Raw genomic sequence first — 21,376 nt, 5'->3', positions numbered from 1 at the left:
TGGCTGGCTGGTTGGGTTAGCGGACTGAGCGGACGCGCATGGCCACCATGCCGCCTATGAGGGTGAAGACGCCGGCGATGAGGTAGAGCAGGGTGTAGTTCTTTTCGCCACCCGCTACGACTCCGATTGCGAGGAATGCCGGTGCAATAAAGGGTGCAACTGCCTGCGGGATCGACACTGCGAAGCCGATGATGCCCATGAATCGTCCGGCGTTGGTGTCCTTCTCCGGCAGAACATCCAGGATGAGGGCTTGGTCGATTGCCGAGAACATGCCGATTCCCGCAGACACGATCATCGAACCAGTCACCAGCAGAGTGAAGTCGGAGGCAACGGCCATGACAACCGTGCCCAGTGTGAAAAGAACACCTGAGTAAAGGACGAAGACGCGCCGGCGACGCAGCTTGTCTGAGAGGAATCCGCCTCCAATGGCACCGGCGGTTGTAGCAACAATCCCGATCAGGCTGATGGTGGCGATGATGGGTGCGGAATCGGCAACACTGACGCCGAGACGCTCAGCGAAGAAGAACGCCGTGAACGTGGTGTTCAAGGTAAGACCGAAGTAGAAGAGGAACCGGCCAAGCCATACCCATGAGAAGTCCGGGTACGAGCGGGGGTTGTACAGGTACTTGCTGAACAGCGTACCCAGGGACAGTTTCTCGTCGAACCGGGCGTTTCGGGTGTCGTTTTCCTTCGTGAACAACACAAAGAGGGTCACAAAGATCACGCCGACCAAACCGGGCAGCAGGAAGAGCAGAAGCGCATCAGCAGCGAAGCTGCCAGCGATTACAACACCTACAACGGGCGCCACCTGGGTGGCGAAACCTGCAAGGCCGGCGACTTTCCCTCGCTGGGTTTCCGATAGCTTATCGGCCATGGATGTCAGCAGGGCCTGAAGGACTTGACCCCAGCCGAGCTGCGCGAGGACCCAGCCGATGCCGAGAACCAGCGCGCTTGGTGCCATCGCCATAACGAAGAGTGAAAGGATGCCCACCAGCATGCCGCCGATCATGAACGGACGACGACGTCCAATTCGTGAGCGCGTTCGGTCGCTGAGCACACCCAGAAGCGGAGCTGTGACCATCACTACCAAGGATCCAGCGCCGGTGATGTATCCCAGATACTCGTCACGGCCCGGCGCCAGCTCCGCCAAACGAATGGCCAATGAAATCGCCAGAGGCGTGATGAATGCTACGAATACACCGAATTGACCCAGTACTTGGAACCAGATGTACGAGGTGCTGGCTTTCTGTTCAGCCGGAGGTTGCGGTGCGTTCTGCATAACCTCCGCCAGCGCCCCCGGCGCGGTCGGCAGAGGCTGAGGGGCGGCGGGAAGATCGCCTGGGCGTATTGCCATCGAAGACTCCATCGTCAATGTCTACTAATAAGGATGCACAACTGTGAGCTGGCTTACGAGAGCGTACACCCGCAGAGCTAGCACGCGCAAGTAACTTTGTATCGATTCATTGCGATGAGGTCTTTTGCCTTTGTGTCCACACCGGTGAAGCGCGGCCGGCAGAACGAGCATGGCCTTTCGCCTCGATGCAACAATTGCCCTCGATGCAACAATTGCCACAGCAGCGACCCGCCGGCGATGCGGGGTTGGTGGGAAGACCGCACGCCAAGAACCTGCGCCACGCCAGGCTGGAGTAGCCCGCTCCTCTCTGGGCGCACCTGTGCCCGGCATTGGTGAACCTGAACCATTGCCGATGCTTCGAACTTAGACACCGCCACGCTCCTGCTCGCACAATCGTCATGCGACACCCATCCAGCGCATTTCAGTCTGACCATTGCAGTCGCTAAAGACTCGCCAGCAGCCAACACCGGGCGCCACCCCTTCAAGCGGCCCTCGCAACCACCATGCGGGCCGCTCCCCACTGCCCTTGGCGCCCCAACCTACATATGAATTATTGACTAGGAGTTCGCCAAACGAAGGAGGCGTCGTGCAGCACGTCGCTCAGCTTGGCGGTCGGGGTCAGCTGTCGGCGAGGCGAGCAACAGGCTCCGTGTATATTCGTGCTGCGGGTTGGTGGTGACTTCTGGGGTTTGACCGGTCTCGACCAATTCGCCTTGATACATCACCGTGACGCGGTGGCTGATATGCCGTACCACTGACAGGTCGTGCGTAATGAACAGGTAGGCGACGCCGGTTTGGCGTTGCAAGTCGATGAGTAGATCGAGCACTCGTGACTGGGTGGTCAGATCCAAAGCCGAAACGGGTTCATCACACACGATAAGGCGTGGTTTAAGAGCCACGGCTCGGGCAATAGCAATTCTTTGCCGTTGCCCGCCGCTGAACTCTTTCGGGTAGCGTTGGGCGGCGTTAGCCGGCAGTCCGACCGAGTCCAGCAGTTGCCGCACGGAGTTGCGAGCCGCCTGTGAGGACGTTCCTTGGGCGATGAGCGGCTCAGTGAGGATGTCAGCAATCTGAAGGGAGGGGTTCAAGGACGTGTACGGATCCTGAAAAATCACCTGAATGTCGCGGGCGAGGGGTCGCCGTTCGCGGGGGTTCATGTGGGTGATGTCGCGCCCGTCAAACTTAATCGTTCCGCCGGTCGGTCTAGCGAGACCCAATACCGCCCTCCCAAGGGTGGTTTTTCCCGAGCCGGATTCCCCTACGACGCCGAGCGTCTCACCGGGGGTGATTTCGATGGAAACGCCGCGGAGCACCTCCGGTGACGCTGTGCGGAACCCGGTGCCAGGGTATCGGAGACGGAGGTCGGAGACTTTTAGCAGTGGGTTGCTCATCGAGCATGCTCCTTGTTCAGTGCAGACGGCGCCGCTGCGGGCGGGTCAGAGCGGGTCGTGTTCTCATCCAGAATCGCGGCGATGAGTTGTTGGGTATATTCCTTGGACGGCGCGTGGAAGATAGATCTCACGTCGCCCGACTCCACCATTTCCCCGTCCTTCATAACAACCACTCGATTGCAGAGATCGGCGACAACCCCGAAGTTGTGCGTTACCAAGAGGACTCCCATGCCGAACTCGCCTTGGAGATCACGCAGAAGGTCAAGGATCTCAGCTTGCACCGTCACGTCCAGGGCAGTGGTGGGTTCGTCAGCGATGAGCAGCTTTGGCCGCGATGAAACAGCCCCGGCGATAAGGACGCGTTGGGCCATGCCACCGGATATCTGATGAGGGTAGGACTTGAAGGTTCGTAGAGGATCGGGAATGCCGACCCGAGCCAGCAGGGCCAGAATGGTGGCCCGCGCTTCTTTCTTCGACATACCAGCTGTCAGGGGTTCTATGAGTTGGCTACCGACGGTGAAGGACGGATCCAGGTTCGACATAGGCTCCTGGGGAATGTATGCAAGGGCACTGCCCCGCATGCGCCGTAGTGTGCGGTCATCCTGCGCGGAAATCGGTTCGCCTGCAATTTCGAGTAAATCGGCGCTGACCCGGGCTTGGCGGGGCAATAGGCCGAGAATGGAGAAGGCTGTCTGGGTCTTTCCTGACCCGGATTCTCCGACGACACCCACGACTTCACCCAGGTTGACGTCCAACGACACTCCTTTGACGACACTCCTGTAGGTGCCATCGGCCTGCGGATACTCGACTCGAAGATTTCGAACCGTCAGCAGGTTGCCTTTGCTTCTGGCTTGATCCTGGTTGCCATCAATGCTTGCAGCGCTATCAGTGGCACCAGTCTCTTCTATTGGCGGCACTACTGTGTGCGTGCGCGGCTTCTTGGGTACGGCGTTTGGAGCTGCGAGGGAGTCCCGGTAGGCGTTGGCGAGCATCACTAAAGCGCCGGTCATGACGGCCAGGAAGAGGGAGGGCCAGAGCATCTGAATTGGATGCTGGTAAATGTTCAAGAACGCAGCTCCCGCCATCAAGCCGAAGCTCGGTAGCTGGCTGGACCCTAGCCCAAGGAATGCCAGGCCTGCCTGGATGCCAATGGAGGCGACGGCGAGAAACGCGGAGGCGATGATGATGGGGCCTCGAACGGCGTAGAGAACGTGACGGGAAAGGATGCGGACGTTGGAGAGCCCCGCTACGCGCGCGGCGTCCACGTATAGTTCGTTCCGCACGCCGAGGACGAGATTGCGGACCAGACGGAAAATGCCAGCCGAGATGAAGATCCCGAAGACGCCCATCATGATCTTGTAGTCGCCGCCGGTGATGGGGTAGAGAATCATGACAAGGATCAGTGCCGGGAAGGTCATGACCAGGTTGAACAGCCAGGACAAGGCTGCGTCTGTGCGTTTGGCTACATAGCCGGAAATGAGCCCGAACACCGTACCGATGGATACTGCCACACCTGCCCCGAGCAGCCCTGAAATGACGGAGACGTTGATTGCGACCAGACTGCGTGACCAGATGTCGCGTCCGTACTGGTCAGCACCGAGTAAGTAGTCCGGGGAGAAAGGCGGTGTGTTGACCGCCGTCAGGGAACTGAAATTTGGGTCGTGCGCGCTCAGCACAGGTTCCAGTAACCCGAGCATGACCACGGCGGTCAGAAGGACAAGTGCCCCTAGGCCAAGTGGGTTTCTGAGCATACGGGCAAACGATCCTTTGCGACGTTCTTCAACGTGATTTGCATCGAGGGTTGCCTGGCGTTCGGGGACTGTCATGTGAGCCTCGCTTTGGGGTTGAGCCAGCCGTTGGCAAGATCGACCAGGAGGTTGACAACAACGACGATAAGGATTCCGAAGAGGGATGCGCCAAGGAGCGCAGGAAGGTCTCCGGTGACGGTCGCTTGGTAGCCATATGTTCCATACCCCGGCAGAGCGAAAATTTTCTCGGCGAAGAGAGCTGCTCCAAACATGCCGATGAATTGAAGGGAGAAGGTGGTGAAGGCTGGGCTGGCAGCGTTTCGCAGTGCGTGCTTCAACAACAGTGAGCGTTCGGGCACTCCTCTACTGCGCAACGTCCTGATGTAGTCCTTTTCAAGCTCGTCGATCATCGAACCGCGGATTTGGGCGGCGAGGGCTGCAATCCCGCCGATTGCCAGGACGATGGCGGGCAGAATGACTCCCGCGAACCAACGCGTTGGCGAATCACTCAGGTCCGTATAGCCGACTGCTGGAACCCATTTCAAGGAGACCGCGAAGAGAAATACCATTCCGAGACCGAGGATCAATGTCGGGAAAATGAAGGTAATTACCGAGATGAATTGCAGGATGTTGTCAAGGATGCCCGGACGTGCGGCCGAGGCCACCCCGAGGATTGTGCTGAGGATCAGCATGAGGGCGGCAGCGACGAAGACTATGGACAGCGTGACCGGCAGCCGCGTTGCCATGGCATCCACCACGGGTTCATTCGAGAAATACGACCGGCCCAAATCCCCCTGCACCGCATTGATAAGCCAGTTGAGGTACTGCTGACCCATTGGAAGGTCAAGGCCCAGCTGGGCTTCCAACTTGGCGATTGCTTCAGGTGTTGCGTTCTTACCGAGGATGTTGGTGGCTACAGGGATACCCGCGCCGTACGTAAGAAAGAACGTGATTGCAGTAACGATGAGGATCAAGACCACGCCATGCCCTAATCGCCGAATCATGAAAGAGAACATTCATTCGCTCCTATGAAGGGTGGCGTGGAGCGACGCTCCACGCCACCTAACTGATGTTTCTATGAACCTGCCGGGGCGAAGGGCAGGACAGTCTGTCCATTTACCAAGGGCGGGGTGTACTTGACATCCTTCGTCGTGGCGTAGAACCCCGAGGTGTAGCCGATCGGTGCAGCCCAGCCATCCTCTACCAGGTACTCGTTGACCGCTCGGAATGCATCGGCCTGTTTCTCAATAGGTGCGCTGTTCGCAGCCTTCATAAGCTCGGTCAACTCGGGAGACGTGTTGTTGGAGGGGTTGAAGATTCCGACCAGGCTTCCCGCCAAGTCCTGGGCATCATTGCTTGTGAGGCCGTTGTAGAAGAAGTACGCACCGTAGTTACCCGCAAAAATCTTGGGGAACAGATCCTGGAACTGGATGGGTTCCCACGTCACTGTGATGCCAATATCACCGAGCGCCTGCGCGATCGCTGACTCGTAGGTCGTCGTCAGGGCAGTGCTGGGCATTTTCATCTCAAACCCGTCGGCGTAGCCGGCTTCGGCCAGAAGCGCTTTGGCTTGTTTGGGATCGTAGTCATTGACCTTCAAAAGATCTTCACTGAAGACCTTGCCGCGTGGACTCACCAACTGATTGGAGGGGTAGGTGCCGCCTTCACCGAGAGACTTCGCGATCAGTGATCGATCGAACGCCATGTTAATTGCCTGGCGGACGCGCTTGTCTTTCAGTGCGGGAATGATGTCCCCGTTTCGGTCGATCAACCACAGCGCGGCGATACCCGATGGTGTGCCTTCTCCAACGGTGAACTTGTCCTCAGGAAACTGGCTCCTCTGGTCAGCGGAGATGTTGACGAAATCCAGCTGGCCGGCCTGCATCGCGTTCTGCTGTGCAACCGGGTCTTCGATCACACGGAACTCAACGGTGTCGTAAGGGTATGCCTTGGAGTTCCAGTAGCCAGGGTTGCGTTTCAGGGTGTAGACAGCGCCAACTGTGGTTGCAGCGTCATCGATGACGTAGGGTCCGGATCCGACGGGCTTTAGCTTCGAGCTCTCATCGGTGAGTACCTTCGGAGAACCGATGCCCCCGATATTGCTGCTCAGGATGGGAAGTAGCGCCGCATCCGGTTCAGACAGGTCCAGGACCACAGTTGACTCATCCGGAGCTTCCACACCGGCGATCTTTGTAAGGGAACTGGCCGAGGCGGGGCCTGTTCTGGCCACCTCGAGCGAGGCCACAACCGCATTGGCGTCGACGGGCTCCCCGTCTGTGAAGGTCATACCCTCACGAATCTTGAACGTCAGTGTCTTCTGGTCCTCCGAGTATTTCCACGACTCTGCAACCGCAGGGACGACGCTTCCGTCGAGGCCGCGACCGACAAGGGTGTCGTACACCGAGAGGAACATGTAGGCCTCGCCGCCTGGCCAGTTCCCGATCTGGAAGTTCCCGGGCGCGGTTGAGAGTGGCAACCGAAGCGTCTTAATCGCGGATTTATTTGCATCTGGTCCGGTGTCACCTGTGGAGGAACATCCTCCGAGCGCGAGCGCTGTAACAGCGGCAACAACCGCCGCGAGACGCCTGTATCTCATGTTCACGTTGACTTCCTTGTCTGCTTTGGATGGCTACCGGCGAGGCCGTCGGCGTCGCGCGATGTACGCACACGCTAGCGCGCGCTATCTGCGTAGCTCATCCGACTATACGGACGCCAGTTAGCGCGCGCAAGTTAAGACGTGAAATTTCTCACACCCGGGCGTAGCGGGTGCTCCTGAGTCGACCTCGTAGTGGCCGTGGTCAGCTAGCAGCGGGCGATGTACTGTCCCCCGCGCGCAGAGGGTTGCGACAGACGGAACGTCTAGGACCAACAACGTCGCCAGGACGTGCCCTACCTCCCTCCAGTCGTGCGGGTTGCGGCACGACCGGGCGTGATGGTGGCTTGCGCGCCTGAAGCGGCCGTGCTCTTTGATGAATTCGATGCATACCGGAAAGTGTTTGTGGCCGTCCAGCCTAACCGGACACACGAGCGGCGACGATGGAGGTGACGGCTGGCTCGCCAGGGCTTGACGCGCCGGTGACGCTTGCAAAGGCTCAGGGCTCGGCTCCTATGGGGCCCGGCCCGGCAGGAATTAAACACGACAGCGCATCGCGGGGGCGGAGGCGCACGCGGGGATGACGGGAATCGGGGTGTATGACGACGACGTAACCGCGGCGAATATCAGCGCACAGGACTGGAATCCCCGTTCCTCACAAGACAAGCATCAGGCCGTATGAACGATCTGAGGGACCGCCTGCCAGGGGCGGTCCCTCAGATGCTGGTGGTCCTGGCTCCGTTGTCGTGACCGTCGTTGGTTCAGCGCCTATTAGCGACCACCCGGCCTTTTCGATTGGGAGAAGAGTGTGCAACTGGGGCAGAGCTGCCGGCGTCATGACTTCTCGTGCCGAGGCTTCGGTGAGACGGCTTACGAACAGGCCGCCCACTGCGGGTGACCCGACACTGGCACCGATCTCACGCGTATGAGTTTTGGGGTGCCGGTACATTGGAGCAAAGCAAGGCGAAACTCCGGGCGCGAGACATGGCTGTCCCGTTAAATGTCCTCCCTTGAGCTGACCGCCTTTTGTCTTCGCAGCCAACGACCTGTCTGCTGTCACAGTCCTCCCGGCCCAAGCCTTCTTCGTGGGTAGGAACGGCAGGCGCAGACAAGGTCGAACGCTGGGTGTTTGACAACAGGTGGGGCGCGACTATCCGCGTGGGGAGGCGGGCAGGTCGAGAAACCCCCAGGTTGGCGGAATTTCCCTTTTTCGGCTTTAACTAGGACGCGTAGGAGGCTGGCAGGGGAATCGGACGAAATCGTTGGACACGGACGAAGACCAGGCTCTACACACGATCATTCCGACAACAAACGTCGCCTGAGAGGTTGCGATGCGGCGGGAAGATCGCCTGGCTGTGTGTCCATCGAAGACTTCATCGTCAAGCTGTTTGGGAAGAACGCACGGTTGTCAGCTGGCTCAGGAGAGCGTACCTTCAGGACTAGCGCGCGCAAGTTTTGATTGATTTATAAAATCAAGCATGCAAATTGTCGGGTCTTTTCCGCTGGACCTCAATGTCATGAGCCAGCTCATGCACCTCTGCGCCCGCCTTGATTGACATTCACATACATCGCGTGACCAAAGGAGATCATATGTCGGTTCGGAAAATATCCCTCACACGGGGGTCAGCGGCACGCAAAGCGCTCGTCAGTGCGACGGTAGCCGTCGCCGTCTCCATCGGGAGTCTGCTCACCGTGCCCGCTGCCACCGCTGCCCCTGCCTCGAGCGCCGGGCAACCTGCGGGCAACGGCCCGTCGGCGTGCACCCGTGCCTTACCCATCGGCAGCTCCAACTTTGTGGTGGATTTCGGCGGTGAGCCGTTCAACGTGCAGGTGCACGTGCCCTCCGCTCCTTCGCATAAGCAGCTCCCCCTTGTGCTTGACCTCCATGGGTCCGATAGCAATGCCGCCTCACAGTCCTACGTATCCGGACTCGCGGAGATCGCAGATGCGGAAGGCTTCATCGTCGCCACCCCGGAGGGGAACATTCCCTTCGCAGCAGATGGACCATCCGGAGCCACCTGGGGATGGAACGTGCCGGGGGTCCCACTCACGCTGGGCAATTTGCCATCCCCTGACGCACGTGATGATGTGGCGTTCCTACGAGCCGTAGTCAAACAGATAGACGGTGCCGCGTGCGTGGATGGACGCCGGGTGTACGCGACCGGTTATTCCGGTGGTGGGCGCATGGCATCAGCACTGGCATGCGAGGCATCCGATGTTTTCGCGGCCATCGCACCGGTGGCCGGGCTTCGTGCAGGACGCAGCGCCGCGCCGGACTATTTGGTGCCCGCGCCGGGCACCTGCGAGCCGACTCATCCGGTTGCGGTGGTGACCTTCCATGGCACCGCGGATCCGGTCAATCCGTATCAGGGCAATACCGATCCGCGCTGGGGTTACAGCACGCAGGCCGCCGCGCAGGAATGGGCTCACTTGAACGATTGTCGTGTAGGTCCTGTTGTCACCCAGTACAGCCCCGACGTCAAGCAGTACACCTGGAGCAAGTGCTCGAAGCAGGCCGACGTAGTGCTCTACGAAGTTGCCAATGGTGGCCACACCTGGCCGGGCAGCGCTGTTCCCTTCGAAGCCTACGGCGCCGGTTACTCGACCCCGGAGATCAACGCATCCCAGACGATGTGGGACTTCTTCAAATCACACCAGCGCCGCGGATAAGAAGCAACGGCGGTGGGAAAAAGCAGTCGGGGTGACTGTCGCATCGATAGTCACCCCGGCTGCAGTTTGTCGGATCAGCCAGCCATGTGGCGCTCCCGACAGGGCGGTTCCCGCTGCCCCTTGTCTCCGGGCGGTTCCGCAAGCATCAACGCCATCTTCACGATGCGCGACGAACATGCCAAATTTTTTGAACTGCGCGCGTTGCTGGTACAGCCACGGTCCCTCGGGTGTCCTCCTCGAGTCGATTCATCCACTCGGAGCCCTGAGCCGAAATTTCAATTTTTACCGTGGTCTAGAAGTTATGGCGGGCCGGATCAACCGCCTTGCCGGAGGCGAGCGTCCGCGCGGTGTTGCGGCGGCCCGACTGCGGGCAGCAGCCAGGGAGGGCCCTGCCGGCGAGATCGCGCACGACGGCAGGGGCTCCTGTCGGGGTCGTCCATGTGGCCGTTGTGCCTGGGACATCTGCTTTCGGTGCGGGTATCGGTGCCCGCCTGCCAGTGTGGAGGCGGCATTGCTTGCGTTGAGCGGTTCGATGGAGGTGGGGACGCCGGCTGCAGGTGCGAGGCATTCTTGTGTGCCATTCACTACAGCGTCCGGGTTGGAGGCGAGTGTTCCGCTGCCCGCCAGATATAGGTTGAGGGCGTTCGCCACTGGGTAGGAGGATGCGCTGCCGTAGGCGGGGCGGCCGAGCCGGCGAAGGCGACCCAGTCGCGCATGTACTCGAACTCGGGCCCTGTATTTTTCGGGCCTCCCTTGAGGTAGTGGTCGAACCAGTAAGCGAAGCGGACCATGACGTAGTCGGTAGTGAAACTGGGGTTGCTCTTTGTGAGCTCTCCGGGAGCGTCCATGCTGGTGCTGTCATGGCCATGTGAGATCCACATCATCTTCACCGGTGTGCCTAGCCTCTTCAGGGCCTGGTACGTGGCAACGGCCTGGTTGAGCGGGAACAAGGAGTCGTGTTCTCCCTGGACCAGCATCGCCGGTGCCTTTGATGCTTGAGTAGAAGGAGGCCACCGAGATGCGTTCGAGAGCGCCCGTAACGTCCGGTGGGAAGTAGCCCGTCGCAAGACCGGAGTTGACCGCCGAGCAGAAGACGTCGGTCAGCCAGGGCAGGAATCAATGGTCGACGGATCCACTGGACTAGTGAGGTAACTCTTTTCTGCTACTGCGAACAGCCTGGCAAGCCAGACAGACTTCGCCGCTCCCGGAGTGGAGGCTGTGACACCCGCAGTCTGGGCGGTGCTGTTCGGAGCGAGTGCGGAGGGCAGACCGTTCCACGTGTCGATGGGAATGATCGCATCGATGCGATGGTCGACGCTTGCCGCTGCAAACTGGATCGCACCGCCATAGGAGGCACCTAACATACCGACCCGCGGGTCGTAGGCCCGGGCGATGCCATCAAGGTCCTTTTGGTCGTGGACTGGGGTTAGCCTCTGTTGGTGGACACCTGAAGTAGCGGGATCCTTGGGTTCTGCGGGAAGGTGTTCTTGTGAGCACGACACGAAGAAAATTCACTCCGGAGTATCGGCGGGAGGCTGCCCGCCTTGTGATTGATACCGACAGGGCCGTAGCGCCGGTGGCCAGGGAGCTCGGCTTGGGAGAGCAGACTCTGGGCCGGTGGGTTGCCCAAGAGCGTGCGCGGCTGGCGGCTCCCGAGGAGTCCGCGGCAGCTGAGGCGGGAAACTCTGAGCTGGAGCGTTTACGCCGGGAGAACGCGCAGTTGCGGATGGATAACGAGTTCCTGGGAAAAGCCGCAGCCTTCTTCGCTTCCAAGCAGCAGAGTCGGAATGCTTCGAGCTGATGGAGGCCGAGAAGGCTAACTACCCGGTCCAGCGGATGGCCCGGCTTTTGGGGGTGTCCCGGTCCGGGTTCTATGCCTGGCGCCGGAGAAGCACCGAGGCTTCGGAGCGGGCCGTAGCGCGGGCGGAGTTCGATGCGAAGGTCCGGCGTGCTCATGCGGATTCGTTCGGGATCTACGGGTCCCCTCGAGTCCAGGCTGCCCTGGCCAGAAACGGGACCGGCGTTGACCGGAAGACGGTTGCCTCCTCGATGCGGCGGCAGGGCCTGGAAGGGATCTCGCCACGGGGGTTCCGCCCGGTCGCTCCGATCGGGGAGGTGCGGGTGCATTCAATCCCGGATCTGGTGACCAGGAAGTGGGACACCGGTGCCTTGGACGCTGTGTGGATCTCGGACATCACGTACCTGCGCACCGATGAAGGCTGGGTGTATTTGTGTGCTGTCCGCGACGCCTGCTCGCGGCGGGTGATTGGGTGGGCGATGGACGCTGTTCAGACCACTGCACTGGTGGAGCGAGCACTGCGTATGGCTTACATCCCGCGCGGGGCTGCCCCTGCCGGGGTCGTGTTCCACGCCGACCGCGGCACCCAGTACACCTCTACTCAGCTCCACGAGGTCTGCACCGGACTGGGCATCCGCCAGTCTGTCGGCCGGACAGGCGTGTGCTGGGATAACGCAATGCAGGAATCATTCTGGTCAACACTGAAGACCGAGTTCTACGACCGGCGCCGCTGGACGACAAGGCACGACGCGATACGGGCAACGGGCCGCTGGATCGAGGAGTTCTATAACCGGGCCCGGCTGCACTCGGCCTTGGGCTACACCACACCCGTAGAGCATGAACGACTCCTCACTACCGAAAAACCTCAGCCGGCAAAAGCCGCCTGATCAACTGTCCACGACTTGCGGGCAACCCCAGGACGACGACGTTGAGCGGAGGTGCGGAAATCGTGTGAGCCGCGTTAGTGTAGGCGATCGCCGGGGCGCCCCCGAGGTAGCTGACGAGCTGACTGGCAGCTTGGCCGTCGATGCCCGGATCGTCGAGGGTCACTGAGCAGCTCAAACCGCCAAACCCGAGCCCCGAGTATGCAAGCACTGCGTAGTCGCGCCTGGCGAAAACCATGGCGAGATTGGCCGGATCCTGCGTGTCCCTCGAGTTACCCCAACCGTTGGTCATCAGCAGCGCGGGAACCCGCTTCGTGCGGCTCGCGTAAGGGAGGTAGAGGTCACCAATGATGTCACAGCTGGATCCGTTCTGCAGGCCTGTGACCCTGAATGCAGAGTCTGCACCGAGAAGCCGACATCGGCATGGGCGGCGGGTACGGCAGTCCCTGCTACTAGGAGGCCTGCGGTGACCATGGCGACAACTTTGGTCACCGTCCGTAGCCTTGGGGCCGTGGTTAGACGCCTTCCTCCATCCATGGACCTGGGTGGTCGTCGTCGACCGCGGAAGAGCAGGTCGCTAAGGCGCTCCCCGACAGGCTTTCGGGGAACCGTGTGTGAGCCTGACGTGGCCCTCGCGCCGGTGGGCAGAAAATTGAACATCTTTGTACATACCTTCCTCATCGTGATCGTCATGCAGACGGTTCTTTCAAGAGCGGTGGTTTGTATGTCAGAGAACGGACAGGATGCGCGCATCGCCATGATTCCGGCGACGGCAGCGCAGAGCGTGCCGAAGATCAAGGGGGCCGGGTAGCCTCCGAGCCACGTGATGTGGCCGCCAGCGACGACCGAGGAGAGTACCTGCGGCAACACGGCAGGAAAGCGAAGTCCCGCCCCTGGTTTTTCCTCAGGTCCCTGCTCCTGGGAGCGGGATCTCGCGCAGTCGGGACTGGATGATGGTCTCGTGGGGGCGTGTCCGGCCAGTTCCCGGTAATCGGTGTAGCTCAATTTGTTGCGCTTTCCGGAAGGACAGCAGGGGAGGCTGGGTTTTCTGCATAGTGGGTGGCGAGTTCGCGTTTGAGGATCTTCCCGCTGGGGCCCAGTGGCAGTTCGGTCATGAGTTCGATGATGCGGGGGTATTTGTAGGCTGCCAGCCGCTCTTTTGCGTAAGCGCCGAGTTCGTCCGCTGTGATGGTGCTGCCCGGGGCTGGAACGATTGCGGCGGCTATTTCCTGTCCGTGGACCTCATGGGGAACGCCAAAGACGGCGACACTGACTACCTGGGGGTGTTGGTTGAGAATTTCTTCGACTTCGCGTGGGTAGACGTTGTAGCCGTTCCGGATGATCATGTCCTTCTTGCGGTCCAGGATGCTCAGGTAGCCGTCGCTGTCCTTGACTCCGAGGTCTCCGGTGCGGAACCATCCCTCCACGACGGCTTCGGCGGTGGCGTCGGGGCGGTTCAGGTAGCCCTTGAACAGGTTGTGGCCCCGCACGACCAGTTCTCCGAGTTCGCCACGGGGCAGCAGTTCAATGCTGTCGGTGATTTCCGGACGGGCGATCTCGACATCGACACCCCAGATGGGGGTGCCGATGGTACCGGGTCTCGGTGTTGTGCCCACGTGGTTGAAGCTGGCTACCGGGGAGGTCTCGGTCAGGCCGTAGCCTTCGTGGATCTCCGCCCCGAAGTGCTCACGGAATTTTTCCAGTACGGCTACTGGCAGCGAGGAGCCGCCGGAGATTCCGTAGCGAAGTCCTTGGGGCCGGGTTGGATTGGCCTTGGCGGCTTCGAGCAGCGCCACATACATGGTGGGCACGCCGAAGAACACGTTGATTTCGTGTTTGTGCAGCAGCCGCAGCGCGGCCTCCCCGGTGAACCGGGGGCACAAAACGATGGTGGCGCCGGCGCGCAGGCCGGCGTTGAGCACGCAGGTCTGGCCGAAGGTGTGGAAGAGCGGCAGGCCGCCGAACACTTTATCGCCGGGCCGGAGGTCGAAAGTGCTGGTCAGCAGCACATTGACCTGTTCTACCAGGGCGAAATGCGTCCCGAGGGCGCCTTTCGGTTTCCCGGTGGTCCCGGACGTATACAGGATGGTCGCGGTGTCCTGTGCGCTGCGCGGGACATAGCATTGGATGGGGGTTGCGGCCGCTGCTTCGGCTTCCAGCCGGGCGGGACGTTCGGCGCTCTCCGGTGCCAGTACTGTCAGCACCTCGACGCCGGCCGCTGCGGCGCCTGGGGCGCCCTCGCCGAGCAGTTGGGCGGCGCAGATCAGCAGCCTGGCTCCGCTGTCGCGCAGCACGTACTCGATTTCGCTGCCCTTCAGCAGCGCGTGGATGGGGAGCACGACCCCTCCGAGCGCGAGGACGGCGTAGTAGACGCGGGCGAAGTCCGCCACGTTGGGGATGAGGATGGCGACGGGGTCTCCCGGTCCGATGCCGCGGGCACGTAGTGCCGCGGCGTAAGCGCGGGTCTGGTCCCAGAGTTCCCCGTAGGTGGTCTCTTCATCCCCGACGACGAGGGCGGTAACGTGCGGAATGCGAGCCGCAGCCTCGGCGAGGATGGCCGCGGCGGAGATGGTGCCGTAGCCGTCATTGGCTGGCGGGTTTGTCATGGTGGATTGTCCTTGGTTAGGGATAGTGCAGTTGGTTTATGCCTTCAGGACCAGGGCGTCGCCCTGTCCGCCGCCGCCGCAAAGGCCAACGACGCCGGTGCCGCCGCCGCGGCGCTTGAGTGCCAGCGCCTGGTGGAGGACCAGCCGGGCACCGGAGGCGCCTACCGGATGTCCGAGCGCGATGGCGCCGCCCTCGGTGTTGATGCGGTCCGTGCTGATTCCGAGGTCCCTGGCGGACTGGATGACGACGGCGGCAAAAGCTTCATTGATCTCAATAAGGTCCAGGTCTTCGGCGGCGAGCCCTTCACGCTTGAGGGCGTGTTCGATGGCCCGGGAGGGCTGGGAGTGCAGGGAGGCATCGGGGCCGGCCGCCTGTCCGTGGGCGCCGATTTCGGCGATCCATTCCAGGCCGGCCGCTTGGGCTGCCGCCTTGCTGGCGATGATCACCGCTGCGGCTCCATCGGAGAGCGGAGATGAGGAACCGGCGGTGATGGTCGCCTCCCCGCCCTTCGCGAAGGCGGGTTTGAGCTGGGACAGCAGCTCCGCCGTCGTTCCCGGACGGATGCCCGCATCGGAGTCGAGCACCAAGGCCGGCCCCTTGCGCTGTGCAATTTCGAGGGGGGCGATTTCCTCGGCGAAGATTCCGGCCGTGCGGGCGGCGTCGGCGCGTTGGTGGGAGCGGGCGGCGACCTCGTCCTGTTCTTTACGGCTAATGCCGCGGGTGGTGTTTCCGGCGTCCGTGGCGGTGCCCATCAGTTCACCGCTGAAGGGATCCTGCAAGCCGTCATGGTTCAGGGAGTCCACCATGGGCGTGTCGCCGATGGTGACGCCTCCGCGAATGCCTTTGACCAGGTGCGGGGCGTTGGTCATGGATTCCTGGCCTCCGGCCACGACGAAGTCGGCCTCACCGGCCCGGATCATCCGAGCCGCGTCGATCACGGCTGTGAGACCGGAGAGGCAAAGCTTGTTGACCGTCACGGTGGGCACGTCCCAGCCAATGCCGGCGACGAGGCTTGCCTGCCTGGCGGGGCCTTGGCCTGCCCCGGCCTGGATGACCTGCCCCATGATTACGGCTTCGATCTGGTGCGCGGCGACGCCGGAGCGTTCCAGCGCAGTGCGGATGGCATGGGCGCCCAAGTCGCTGGCGGAGAGGGAGGCGAGTCCGCCGCGGAAGCGTCCGAAGGGGGTACGCGCGCCGCCGAGAATGACGGGAACATTGTTGCCTGAGGTCATGGGGTTGCCTTTGGGATGGGGTAGTAAGCGTGGGGTGGAACGGGGTTCCGCAGCATTGCGGATGTGTTGTTCAGGCGAACGCGGCGCGTCCGGCGATGAATCGGCTTAACGGGCAGGGCGACCAGGTCCGATATATTCGGCTCCTTGCGGGATCCTTCACCTCCTATCGAGGTCGGCAGCAGGGTCATTGGCAGGCCCACGGATTTCTTCGAGCAGAGCTTGGGCGCCATTGGGAACAGCCGAGTAGAACCGCCTGCGTCCACACGCTTCGGCAGTGACCAGACCGAGTCCGTGCAGTGCTGCCAAGTGATTGGATGCGGTCCCTGGGGCTATGTTGAGTGCGGCTGCGATGGTGCCCGGCGACTGTGGTCCTTCGAAGAGTAGCCGCAGGACGCGGGACCTGGCAGGGCTTGATGCCATCTGGTGAAGGATATGGCTCGCGAACATCCCTGTTCCCTTCTTCTTAGACCTCGCAGAACGGATGGGCGGTCTATTGGGTTGTGGGTGCCGCAGGCGGATTCCTGCGTCACCCGCTGGTCGCTCTCGGCCACCGAAAAGGCGCCTCGGCGATCTGCTCAGAGTTCTTGCTGGAGTGCGGCGGAAGTGGTGAAGTTGAGCTCGTCTTCAAGCTCCTGGAACTCCTCGCCACCGGATGGTCGGGGTTCCGTTGACCAGAAGAAAGCTCGAAGGGCAGCGACGGCGGACTCACGCCACGCACGTGCTGCTGGCATGATCTTCGTGAAACTAGCTGAATTGTGCACATGTCCCGGCTCGAGGGTGAACTCGACTGGGACCCCTGCTTCGCGGAGCCGTTGGGCGTACTCGCCGCCATCGTCCCTGAGCATGTCGAATTCAGCGGATAGAATCCGTGCCGGCGGGAGCCCGCTGAAGTTCCCCGCATAAAGGGGAGAGGCATAGGGATCCTGCCGGTCGCCATCTTCGCCGAGGTAGGCATCGATCAGCACATCGCCGTCTGAACGATGGAGTGCGTAGTTCGTGCCTAGATCCGGGTCCAAGTGGGAGGGCAGCGAAAGGGTCAAGTCGAGGGCGGGAACCTCGAGCAGCTGGAACGCGATCTTCGGGCCACGGTTATCCCGAGCCTTGAGGGTCAGGGCAGCGGCGAGGTTCGCGCCGGCGGAGCCTCCGCCGACAGTGATGATTGAGAGGTCTACACCGATTTCTTCTGCGTGCTCGTGCACCCAGGTCAGGGCAGCTTCACAGTCCATGAGAGCGATGGGGTACGGGAATTCAGGCGCCTTGCGGTAGTTGACCGCGATGGCGACGCAATGCGCTCCGACCGCTCGCTCCCGGCACACGATGTCGACGATCAGACTGTGCGCCGTACCGGCCACCCATCCGCCACCGTGGATGTATATGTGGGCGGGGAGTGCTTCCTCCAGTGTTGGACGGAAGACGATCAGTTCGATCGTGCCGTCCGCGACGGGAATCGTGACCACCCGACGGTCGGCTACCTCTGGCCCCGGTTCCGCGACTTGGAGCGTCATCGCGTCCCCGTCGGCATTATGCTGTTCGCGCAGATTCGTGAAGTCTGTCCCGGCTTCGAGCGCAGGCCTCGGCAGGAACTGGGCGAGGATCGGATCGATTGGCATGGTGACGTCCTTGGTCGTGGATGGTTTGCGGGACCGGTTCGCCGAGTTCACGGCCGATTGGGGCCAGCGAGATCCGGCAATCGTGCGCCTCTGGGGAGTCCTTCTGCGCAATGTTCGTGGCGTTCTTGGAGTACGACGTGGAGATCCGGCGGGTGATCTGCACAACGAATGCGATCGAGTCCATCAATGCCCGCTACCGGCGGACCGTGGGGGCCGCGGGCACTTTCCAAACGAGGCCGCTGCTCTGAAATGCCTGTATCTGGTCACCAGGTCTCTTGAACCGCGCGGCGGCGATCGGGCACGTTTGGTGATGAGGTGGAAGCCTGCGCTGAACGCGTTCGCGATTACCTTCGCCGGTCGGTTCGAAGGAGCCACCCAATAATGAAAGCGCCGGACCCACACACCGCGCGACGGACAATCCCGATCGTCCACACATTCGATTCTTAATCCTTGCTGTTTAGTAGCGTGGCCGGCTCGTCGGAGAACGAGGAGGCTCGGCCTTGGGTGCCGAACCTAGTTTTTCCCTGAGGTCCAGCTCGCGGGTAGCGCCGAACGGAACAGAGTCGCTCAGTGCCACCGTGAACGACTTGTCGTCGTGCCGGGTAACGAGTATGCCCCGGATGGGGAAACTATGGCTTCAGCAATTGCCCGATAGACGGCCTTATCCAGTGCAGCTTCCAAGTCTTGACGCCGAGCTATTGAGACGAACCGAGAATAGGGTTTGGCGGTATAAGTTTCCATGAATTTACCCCTTAGGGAGTGCAGTTCAGGTCGCCGAATTGGCTGCCAGACATTCTTTCGTGCACGTGTTGGAGGAGCGCGAAGTTCTCTCGGGCGTAAGGTTTTGATGGCGGTAAACACGGCATATGGCTTGATGAAATGTCAAATACCGGCGTCTCGAAGCTCTCATTAGACGTGATAAGAGCGGCACCACTTGCCTATGCTCCAGGTGTGTTGTCAGCTTCCGCGTCCGGGCTCTTCCGATGTTGTGTTTTCGGCGATGCGGGCGACAATGTCTGGCCACAACGGACGTGGAAGCTGGTGGCCCATGCCCGGGTAGATCACAAGCGTGGCTTGGGGAACTACTTCGGCAATGGCCAGGGACCCTCCCATATCTATGACTGCGTCGGAATCACCATGAATGAGGGTCGTTGGAACTCTGATGCGGGCTAGATCGTCACGCATATCTTTCACACCTGTTATGACCTGTCGATGCCGCTCGGCGCCATCTGGATAGTAGTTTCGTTCATACATGAGTCCTCCGAGGGTGCGGAGCCAGTCAATATCGGCTGGGTACGCTGGCCCGGCGCAAGGCTCCTGATATCGGACATGCATCTCGACGGCTTCCTCGCGATTGGTTGCGGGTGGGTTTTCTGACCGCTCTTTTAGCCTCTGGGCACCAATTAGGTGCTCAATATTTGGAGTGGTGTAGATAAGGGCGAGGGATAGGACGCGAGATGGAAAGTGGGTGGCGAGCTGTTGGGCGATCATGCCTCCCATCGATTGACCTACAACGTGCGCGGCCTCAATACCCAGTGCCTCCAAAAGGCCGGCCGTGTCCTTCGCCATCTCAGCCAGACCATAGGGCTGGCCCGGAAATTTATCCGAGAGACCTACATCGCGATTATCGAACCGAATAACGAAGAATCCATGCCCTGCTAGCTCGCGGCAGAAGTCGACGTGCCAGCCCAGCATGTGAGCCCCTAATCCTTGGATGAGGAGCATAGGTGTGTTCTCGGAGTCTCCGAATGTGTCGTACTCGAGATGCACGCCGTGAGGCGTCGTTGCCTGAGTCAATTCATGACCTTCCAGTGGGATGGGTTTTCATCGGTTAGGAACTAGTTGTGTTCGTCCAACTGGACTCATAGTTTTTTGGCGAATATTTGTGGCGGGGCTTCTGACACAGCCGCTCTCTGTGGAAACTGTGCCCGTCCGGCCAGCCCCGTACTCGTGGAGGCCGTCTGTGCCCAGTGTCTTCTGATGAGAAGGTCGTCTTGGGTTAGGGGTCCGTTCGGAGGAAGGCCGAGCCGGTGGAATTGGCTGGGCGGCGCCTGGGATTCGACCAGAAGGTCGCGGAGCTTTTCGGCCATCATTTGTTCCAGGGTGTCGTCGATGATCGGGTGCTGCTGGTGGGGGTCCTCCTGGAGGTCAAACAGAAGTGTTCCGTACGCCCAAGGACTGGTCACGGACTCTCCGGGCATCCTCAGGAGTGGGGCTTCTTTGGTGAAGGGGAACGGTTCGACGAGTTCGGCTTGGCGCAGCACTTCGACGGGGAACCGCTGACGCATGTTGTTCGGCATCAGGGTGTGCTCGAACAGGGGCTCATTCGACTCATCAACGCTTGCTCTCATGTAGACGTACCGGCCGTCGGTGATGCACGCGTGGCCACCGAATATTCCAAAGAGCGCTGATTCCCTCACCGGGGAGTCACGGCGCACGGTTTCCGAGAGTGAGAGGCCTTGCATGTCGCTGGTGGGAGGAATGCCAAAGGCATCCAGCACGGTGGGGCCCAGGTCGATTGTTTGAACAAGGCTTTCCCGTCGTTGGTCCTTTATTCCGGACCGCGGATCCCAGACGAACAGGGGGGTGCGGATGGTTTCGTCGTACCAGGGCTGAACGTTCTTCCCCCACCATCCGTGCTCGCCGAGTAGGAATCCATGATCCGTGCACACGAGCAAGAGGGTGTCTTCCCACATGGCGTGTTCATCCATGGCGTCAAGGACCCGTCCCAGGGAACGGTCGCACATGGTAAGCAGTGCGGCGTACTCGGAACGGGCATGCTGGACCTGTTCAGGGGTTTCGATTACGCGTTTGTAGTCGGGCCAGTCGAAGTGCGGGCCGGTGTATTCGTGTTCGTAGTACTTGCGGTATTGGTCGTAGCTGAAGAACGGCTCGTGGGGGTCAAAGGTCTCGATCTGAAGAAACCAGTTGTCGCTGTCCTTGTTGGTTGTAATGAATCCAAGTCCTGCATCGAAGGTGCGGGTCTGGGGGTGATCGGCCTCGTTCTTCATGTACTGCCGGTTGACCAGGTCTTGGCGGTAGGTGCTATCGCGTTGCCGTTTGAGGTCGCCCGGGATTCCCGGCGGATCCTGCACGTGGCCTTTCCACGGGTCTCCTTCTTGTCCGCGGAAGAACTCGAAGCTGGAGTATCGGCTGTGATAGGTCGCTCCGCCGTCCTCCCAATAATGCTGGTGATCGGTGACAAGGTGGGAATACACCCCGTTCTCCTTGAGCATTTCGGGAATCGAGTCATCGAATGGCTCGAGCGGTCCCCAGGAGCGGTGGAGAAAGTTGTAACGTCCGGTGTGAAGTTCCCTTCGGGCGGGCATGCAGGGCATGCTGCCGGCGTAACAGTTATCGAAGGTGGCGGCGCGGCGGGCAAGGCGGGAGAAATTCGGGGCTTCGGTCCAGTCACCTCCGTACGGTGGCAGGAACCTCCTATTGAGGCTATCGAACATGACCATAATGACCTTCAAGACTTGTTCTCCT

The 21,376-nt window shown here is 61.0% G+C and carries 17 protein-coding genes and 1 pseudogene; 4 read left to right on the top strand and 14 right to left on the bottom strand.

All coding sequences use genetic code 11. The annotated features are described in order from the left end of the window. Window positions 1-16: 16 nt before the first annotated feature. The 5 genes from AC1DD7_RS21335 to AC1DD7_RS21315 form a co-directional block, all read right to left on the bottom strand. A complete protein-coding gene (locus tag AC1DD7_RS21335; RefSeq protein ID WP_442016884.1) occupies window positions 17-1,354 on the bottom strand; it encodes an MFS transporter in 1,338 nt (445 codons plus the stop codon). A 557-nt stretch (window positions 1,355-1,911) separates the two neighbouring features. After that, a complete protein-coding gene (locus AC1DD7_RS21330) occupies window positions 1,912-2,745 on the bottom strand; it encodes an ATP-binding cassette domain-containing protein (RefSeq protein ID WP_131134378.1) in 834 nt (277 codons plus the stop codon). Then, complete coding sequence (locus AC1DD7_RS21325) at window positions 2,742-4,496, bottom strand: dipeptide/oligopeptide/nickel ABC transporter permease/ATP-binding protein (protein WP_442016883.1); 1,755 nt, start codon at window positions 4,494-4,496, stop codon at window positions 2,742-2,744. Before AC1DD7_RS21325 ends, AC1DD7_RS21330 begins: the two co-directional genes overlap by 4 nt. A 71-nt stretch (window positions 4,497-4,567) precedes the next feature. Further along, entirely contained in the window at window positions 4,568-5,509 is a 942-nt protein-coding gene (locus AC1DD7_RS21320; RefSeq protein WP_131134376.1) for an ABC transporter permease, read from the bottom strand. A 59-nt stretch (window positions 5,510-5,568) separates the two neighbouring features. Then, window positions 5,569-7,089, bottom strand: coding sequence for an ABC transporter substrate-binding protein (locus tag AC1DD7_RS21315; RefSeq protein WP_242633469.1), 1,521 nt, complete (start codon window positions 7,087-7,089; stop codon window positions 5,569-5,571). A gap of 1,587 nt (window positions 7,090-8,676) precedes the next feature. Between AC1DD7_RS21315 and AC1DD7_RS21310 the strand changes: the two genes are divergently transcribed. Continuing rightward, on the top strand, window positions 8,677-9,756 hold the full coding sequence (locus AC1DD7_RS21310; protein WP_442016882.1) for an extracellular catalytic domain type 1 short-chain-length polyhydroxyalkanoate depolymerase: 1,080 nt from the start codon (window positions 8,677-8,679) through the stop codon (window positions 9,754-9,756). Between the two features lie 584 nt (window positions 9,757-10,340). On the opposite strand, the gene AC1DD7_RS21305 is transcribed toward AC1DD7_RS21310, so the two are convergent. Together AC1DD7_RS21305 and AC1DD7_RS21300 are read right to left on the bottom strand one after the other, a co-directional pair. Further along, the gene (locus tag AC1DD7_RS21305; protein ID WP_278184750.1) at window positions 10,341-10,823 is read right to left on the bottom strand and encodes an alpha/beta hydrolase family protein; all 483 of its coding nucleotides are present in this window, start codon (window positions 10,821-10,823) and stop codon (window positions 10,341-10,343) included. A gap of 33 nt (window positions 10,824-10,856) precedes the next feature. Beyond that, the gene (locus AC1DD7_RS21300; protein WP_477516472.1) at window positions 10,857-11,258 is read right to left on the bottom strand and encodes a hypothetical protein; all 402 of its coding nucleotides are present in this window, start codon (window positions 11,256-11,258) and stop codon (window positions 10,857-10,859) included. Between AC1DD7_RS21300 and AC1DD7_RS21295 the strand changes: the two genes are divergently transcribed. Continuing rightward, window positions 11,246-12,441 (top strand): IS3 family transposase gene (locus tag AC1DD7_RS21295; protein ID WP_131134372.1). Its coding sequence is split into 2 segments (ribosomal slippage): window positions 11,246-11,513 and window positions 11,513-12,441, totalling 1,197 coding nucleotides; the frame shifts between segments, so codons are not numbered across the junction. The genes AC1DD7_RS21300 and AC1DD7_RS21295 overlap by 13 nt on opposite strands. Here the strand turns inward: AC1DD7_RS21295 and AC1DD7_RS21290 are convergent. After that, the gene (locus AC1DD7_RS21290; protein ID WP_477516471.1) at window positions 12,407-12,730 is read right to left on the bottom strand and encodes a hypothetical protein; all 324 of its coding nucleotides are present in this window, start codon (window positions 12,728-12,730) and stop codon (window positions 12,407-12,409) included. The two genes, AC1DD7_RS21295 and AC1DD7_RS21290, sit on opposite strands and share 35 nt — an antisense overlap. 360 nt (window positions 12,731-13,090) lie before the next feature. Between AC1DD7_RS21290 and AC1DD7_RS21285 the strand changes: the two genes are divergently transcribed. Continuing rightward, complete coding sequence (locus AC1DD7_RS21285; RefSeq protein ID WP_165478338.1) at window positions 13,091-13,249, top strand: hypothetical protein; 159 nt, start codon at window positions 13,091-13,093, stop codon at window positions 13,247-13,249. A 190-nt stretch (window positions 13,250-13,439) separates the two neighbouring features. Here AC1DD7_RS21285 and AC1DD7_RS21280 read toward each other — a convergent pair whose 3' ends face one another. The 4 genes from AC1DD7_RS21280 to AC1DD7_RS21265 form a co-directional block, all read right to left on the bottom strand. Then, window positions 13,440-15,044: a long-chain-fatty-acid--CoA ligase gene (locus AC1DD7_RS21280; protein WP_131134371.1), complete on the bottom strand. Its 1,605-nt coding sequence runs from the start codon at window positions 15,042-15,044 to the stop codon at window positions 13,440-13,442. 36 nt (window positions 15,045-15,080) lie between these two features. Then, a complete protein-coding gene (locus AC1DD7_RS21275; RefSeq protein ID WP_131134370.1) occupies window positions 15,081-16,277 on the bottom strand; it encodes an acetyl-CoA C-acyltransferase in 1,197 nt (398 codons plus the stop codon). 156 nt (window positions 16,278-16,433) lie between these two features. Beyond that, window positions 16,434-16,697 (bottom strand): ArsR/SmtB family transcription factor, encoded by a 264-nt coding sequence (locus AC1DD7_RS21270; protein WP_165478337.1) that lies wholly within the window; start codon window positions 16,695-16,697, stop codon window positions 16,434-16,436. Window positions 16,698-16,852: 155 nt separating this feature from the next. Continuing rightward, a complete protein-coding gene (locus AC1DD7_RS21265; RefSeq protein WP_131134368.1) occupies window positions 16,853-17,887 on the bottom strand; it encodes an alpha/beta hydrolase in 1,035 nt (344 codons plus the stop codon). A 34-nt stretch (window positions 17,888-17,921) separates the two neighbouring features. Between AC1DD7_RS21265 and AC1DD7_RS21260 the strand changes: the two are divergent. Further along, window positions 17,922-18,269 (top strand): annotated as a pseudogene (locus AC1DD7_RS21260) (transposase); the annotation flags it as partial. 575 nt (window positions 18,270-18,844) lie between these two features. On the opposite strand, the gene AC1DD7_RS21255 reads toward AC1DD7_RS21260, so the two are convergent. Together AC1DD7_RS21255 and AC1DD7_RS21250 are read right to left on the bottom strand one after the other, a co-directional pair. Continuing rightward, window positions 18,845-19,612 carry an alpha/beta fold hydrolase gene (locus AC1DD7_RS21255; protein WP_278184752.1) on the bottom strand — a complete coding sequence of 256 codons (768 nt, stop codon included), beginning with the start codon at window positions 19,610-19,612 and terminating at the stop codon, window positions 18,845-18,847. Between the two features lie 137 nt (window positions 19,613-19,749). After that, window positions 19,750-21,363: a sulfatase gene (locus tag AC1DD7_RS21250; RefSeq protein ID WP_131134366.1), complete on the bottom strand. Its 1,614-nt coding sequence runs from the start codon at window positions 21,361-21,363 to the stop codon at window positions 19,750-19,752. Between the last annotated feature and the right edge of the window lie 13 nt (window positions 21,364-21,376).

The sequence above is a fragment of the Paenarthrobacter sp. 10L412 genome, assembly GCF_056395565.1.
This window is presented reverse-complemented; position numbering and strand designations above follow the sequence as displayed.

What these genes read in the sequence shown, in the direction of transcription:
- AC1DD7_RS21335 (WP_442016884.1), bottom strand. Translation starts at nt 1,354, where the DNA reads ATGGCAATACGCCCAGGCGATCTTCCCGCCGCCCCTCAGCCTCTGCCG.
- AC1DD7_RS21330 (WP_131134378.1), bottom strand. Translation starts at nt 2,745, where the DNA reads ATGAGCAACCCACTGCTAAAAGTCTCCGACCTCCGTCTCCGATACCCT.
- AC1DD7_RS21325 (WP_442016883.1), bottom strand. Translation starts at nt 4,496, where the DNA reads ATGCTCAGAAACCCACTTGGCCTAGGGGCACTTGTCCTTCTGACCGCC.
- AC1DD7_RS21320 (WP_131134376.1), bottom strand. Translation starts at nt 5,509, where the DNA reads ATGTTCTCTTTCATGATTCGGCGATTAGGGCATGGCGTGGTCTTGATC.
- AC1DD7_RS21315 (WP_242633469.1), bottom strand. Translation starts at nt 7,089, where the DNA reads ATGAGATACAGGCGTCTCGCGGCGGTTGTTGCCGCTGTTACAGCGCTC.
- AC1DD7_RS21310 (WP_442016882.1), top strand. Translation starts at nt 8,677, where the DNA reads ATGTCGGTTCGGAAAATATCCCTCACACGGGGGTCAGCGGCACGCAAA.
- AC1DD7_RS21290 (WP_477516471.1), bottom strand. Translation starts at nt 12,730, where the DNA reads ATGACCAACGGTTGGGGTAACTCGAGGGACACGCAGGATCCGGCCAAT.
- AC1DD7_RS21280 (WP_131134371.1), bottom strand. Translation starts at nt 15,044, where the DNA reads ATGACAAACCCGCCAGCCAATGACGGCTACGGCACCATCTCCGCCGCG.
- AC1DD7_RS21275 (WP_131134370.1), bottom strand. Translation starts at nt 16,277, where the DNA reads ATGACCTCAGGCAACAATGTTCCCGTCATTCTCGGCGGCGCGCGTACC.
- AC1DD7_RS21270 (WP_165478337.1), bottom strand. Translation starts at nt 16,697, where the DNA reads ATGGCATCAAGCCCTGCCAGGTCCCGCGTCCTGCGGCTACTCTTCGAA.
- AC1DD7_RS21265 (WP_131134368.1), bottom strand. Translation starts at nt 17,887, where the DNA reads ATGCCAATCGATCCGATCCTCGCCCAGTTCCTGCCGAGGCCTGCGCTC.
- AC1DD7_RS21255 (WP_278184752.1), bottom strand. Translation starts at nt 19,612, where the DNA reads ATGCTCCTCATCCAAGGATTAGGGGCTCACATGCTGGGCTGGCACGTC.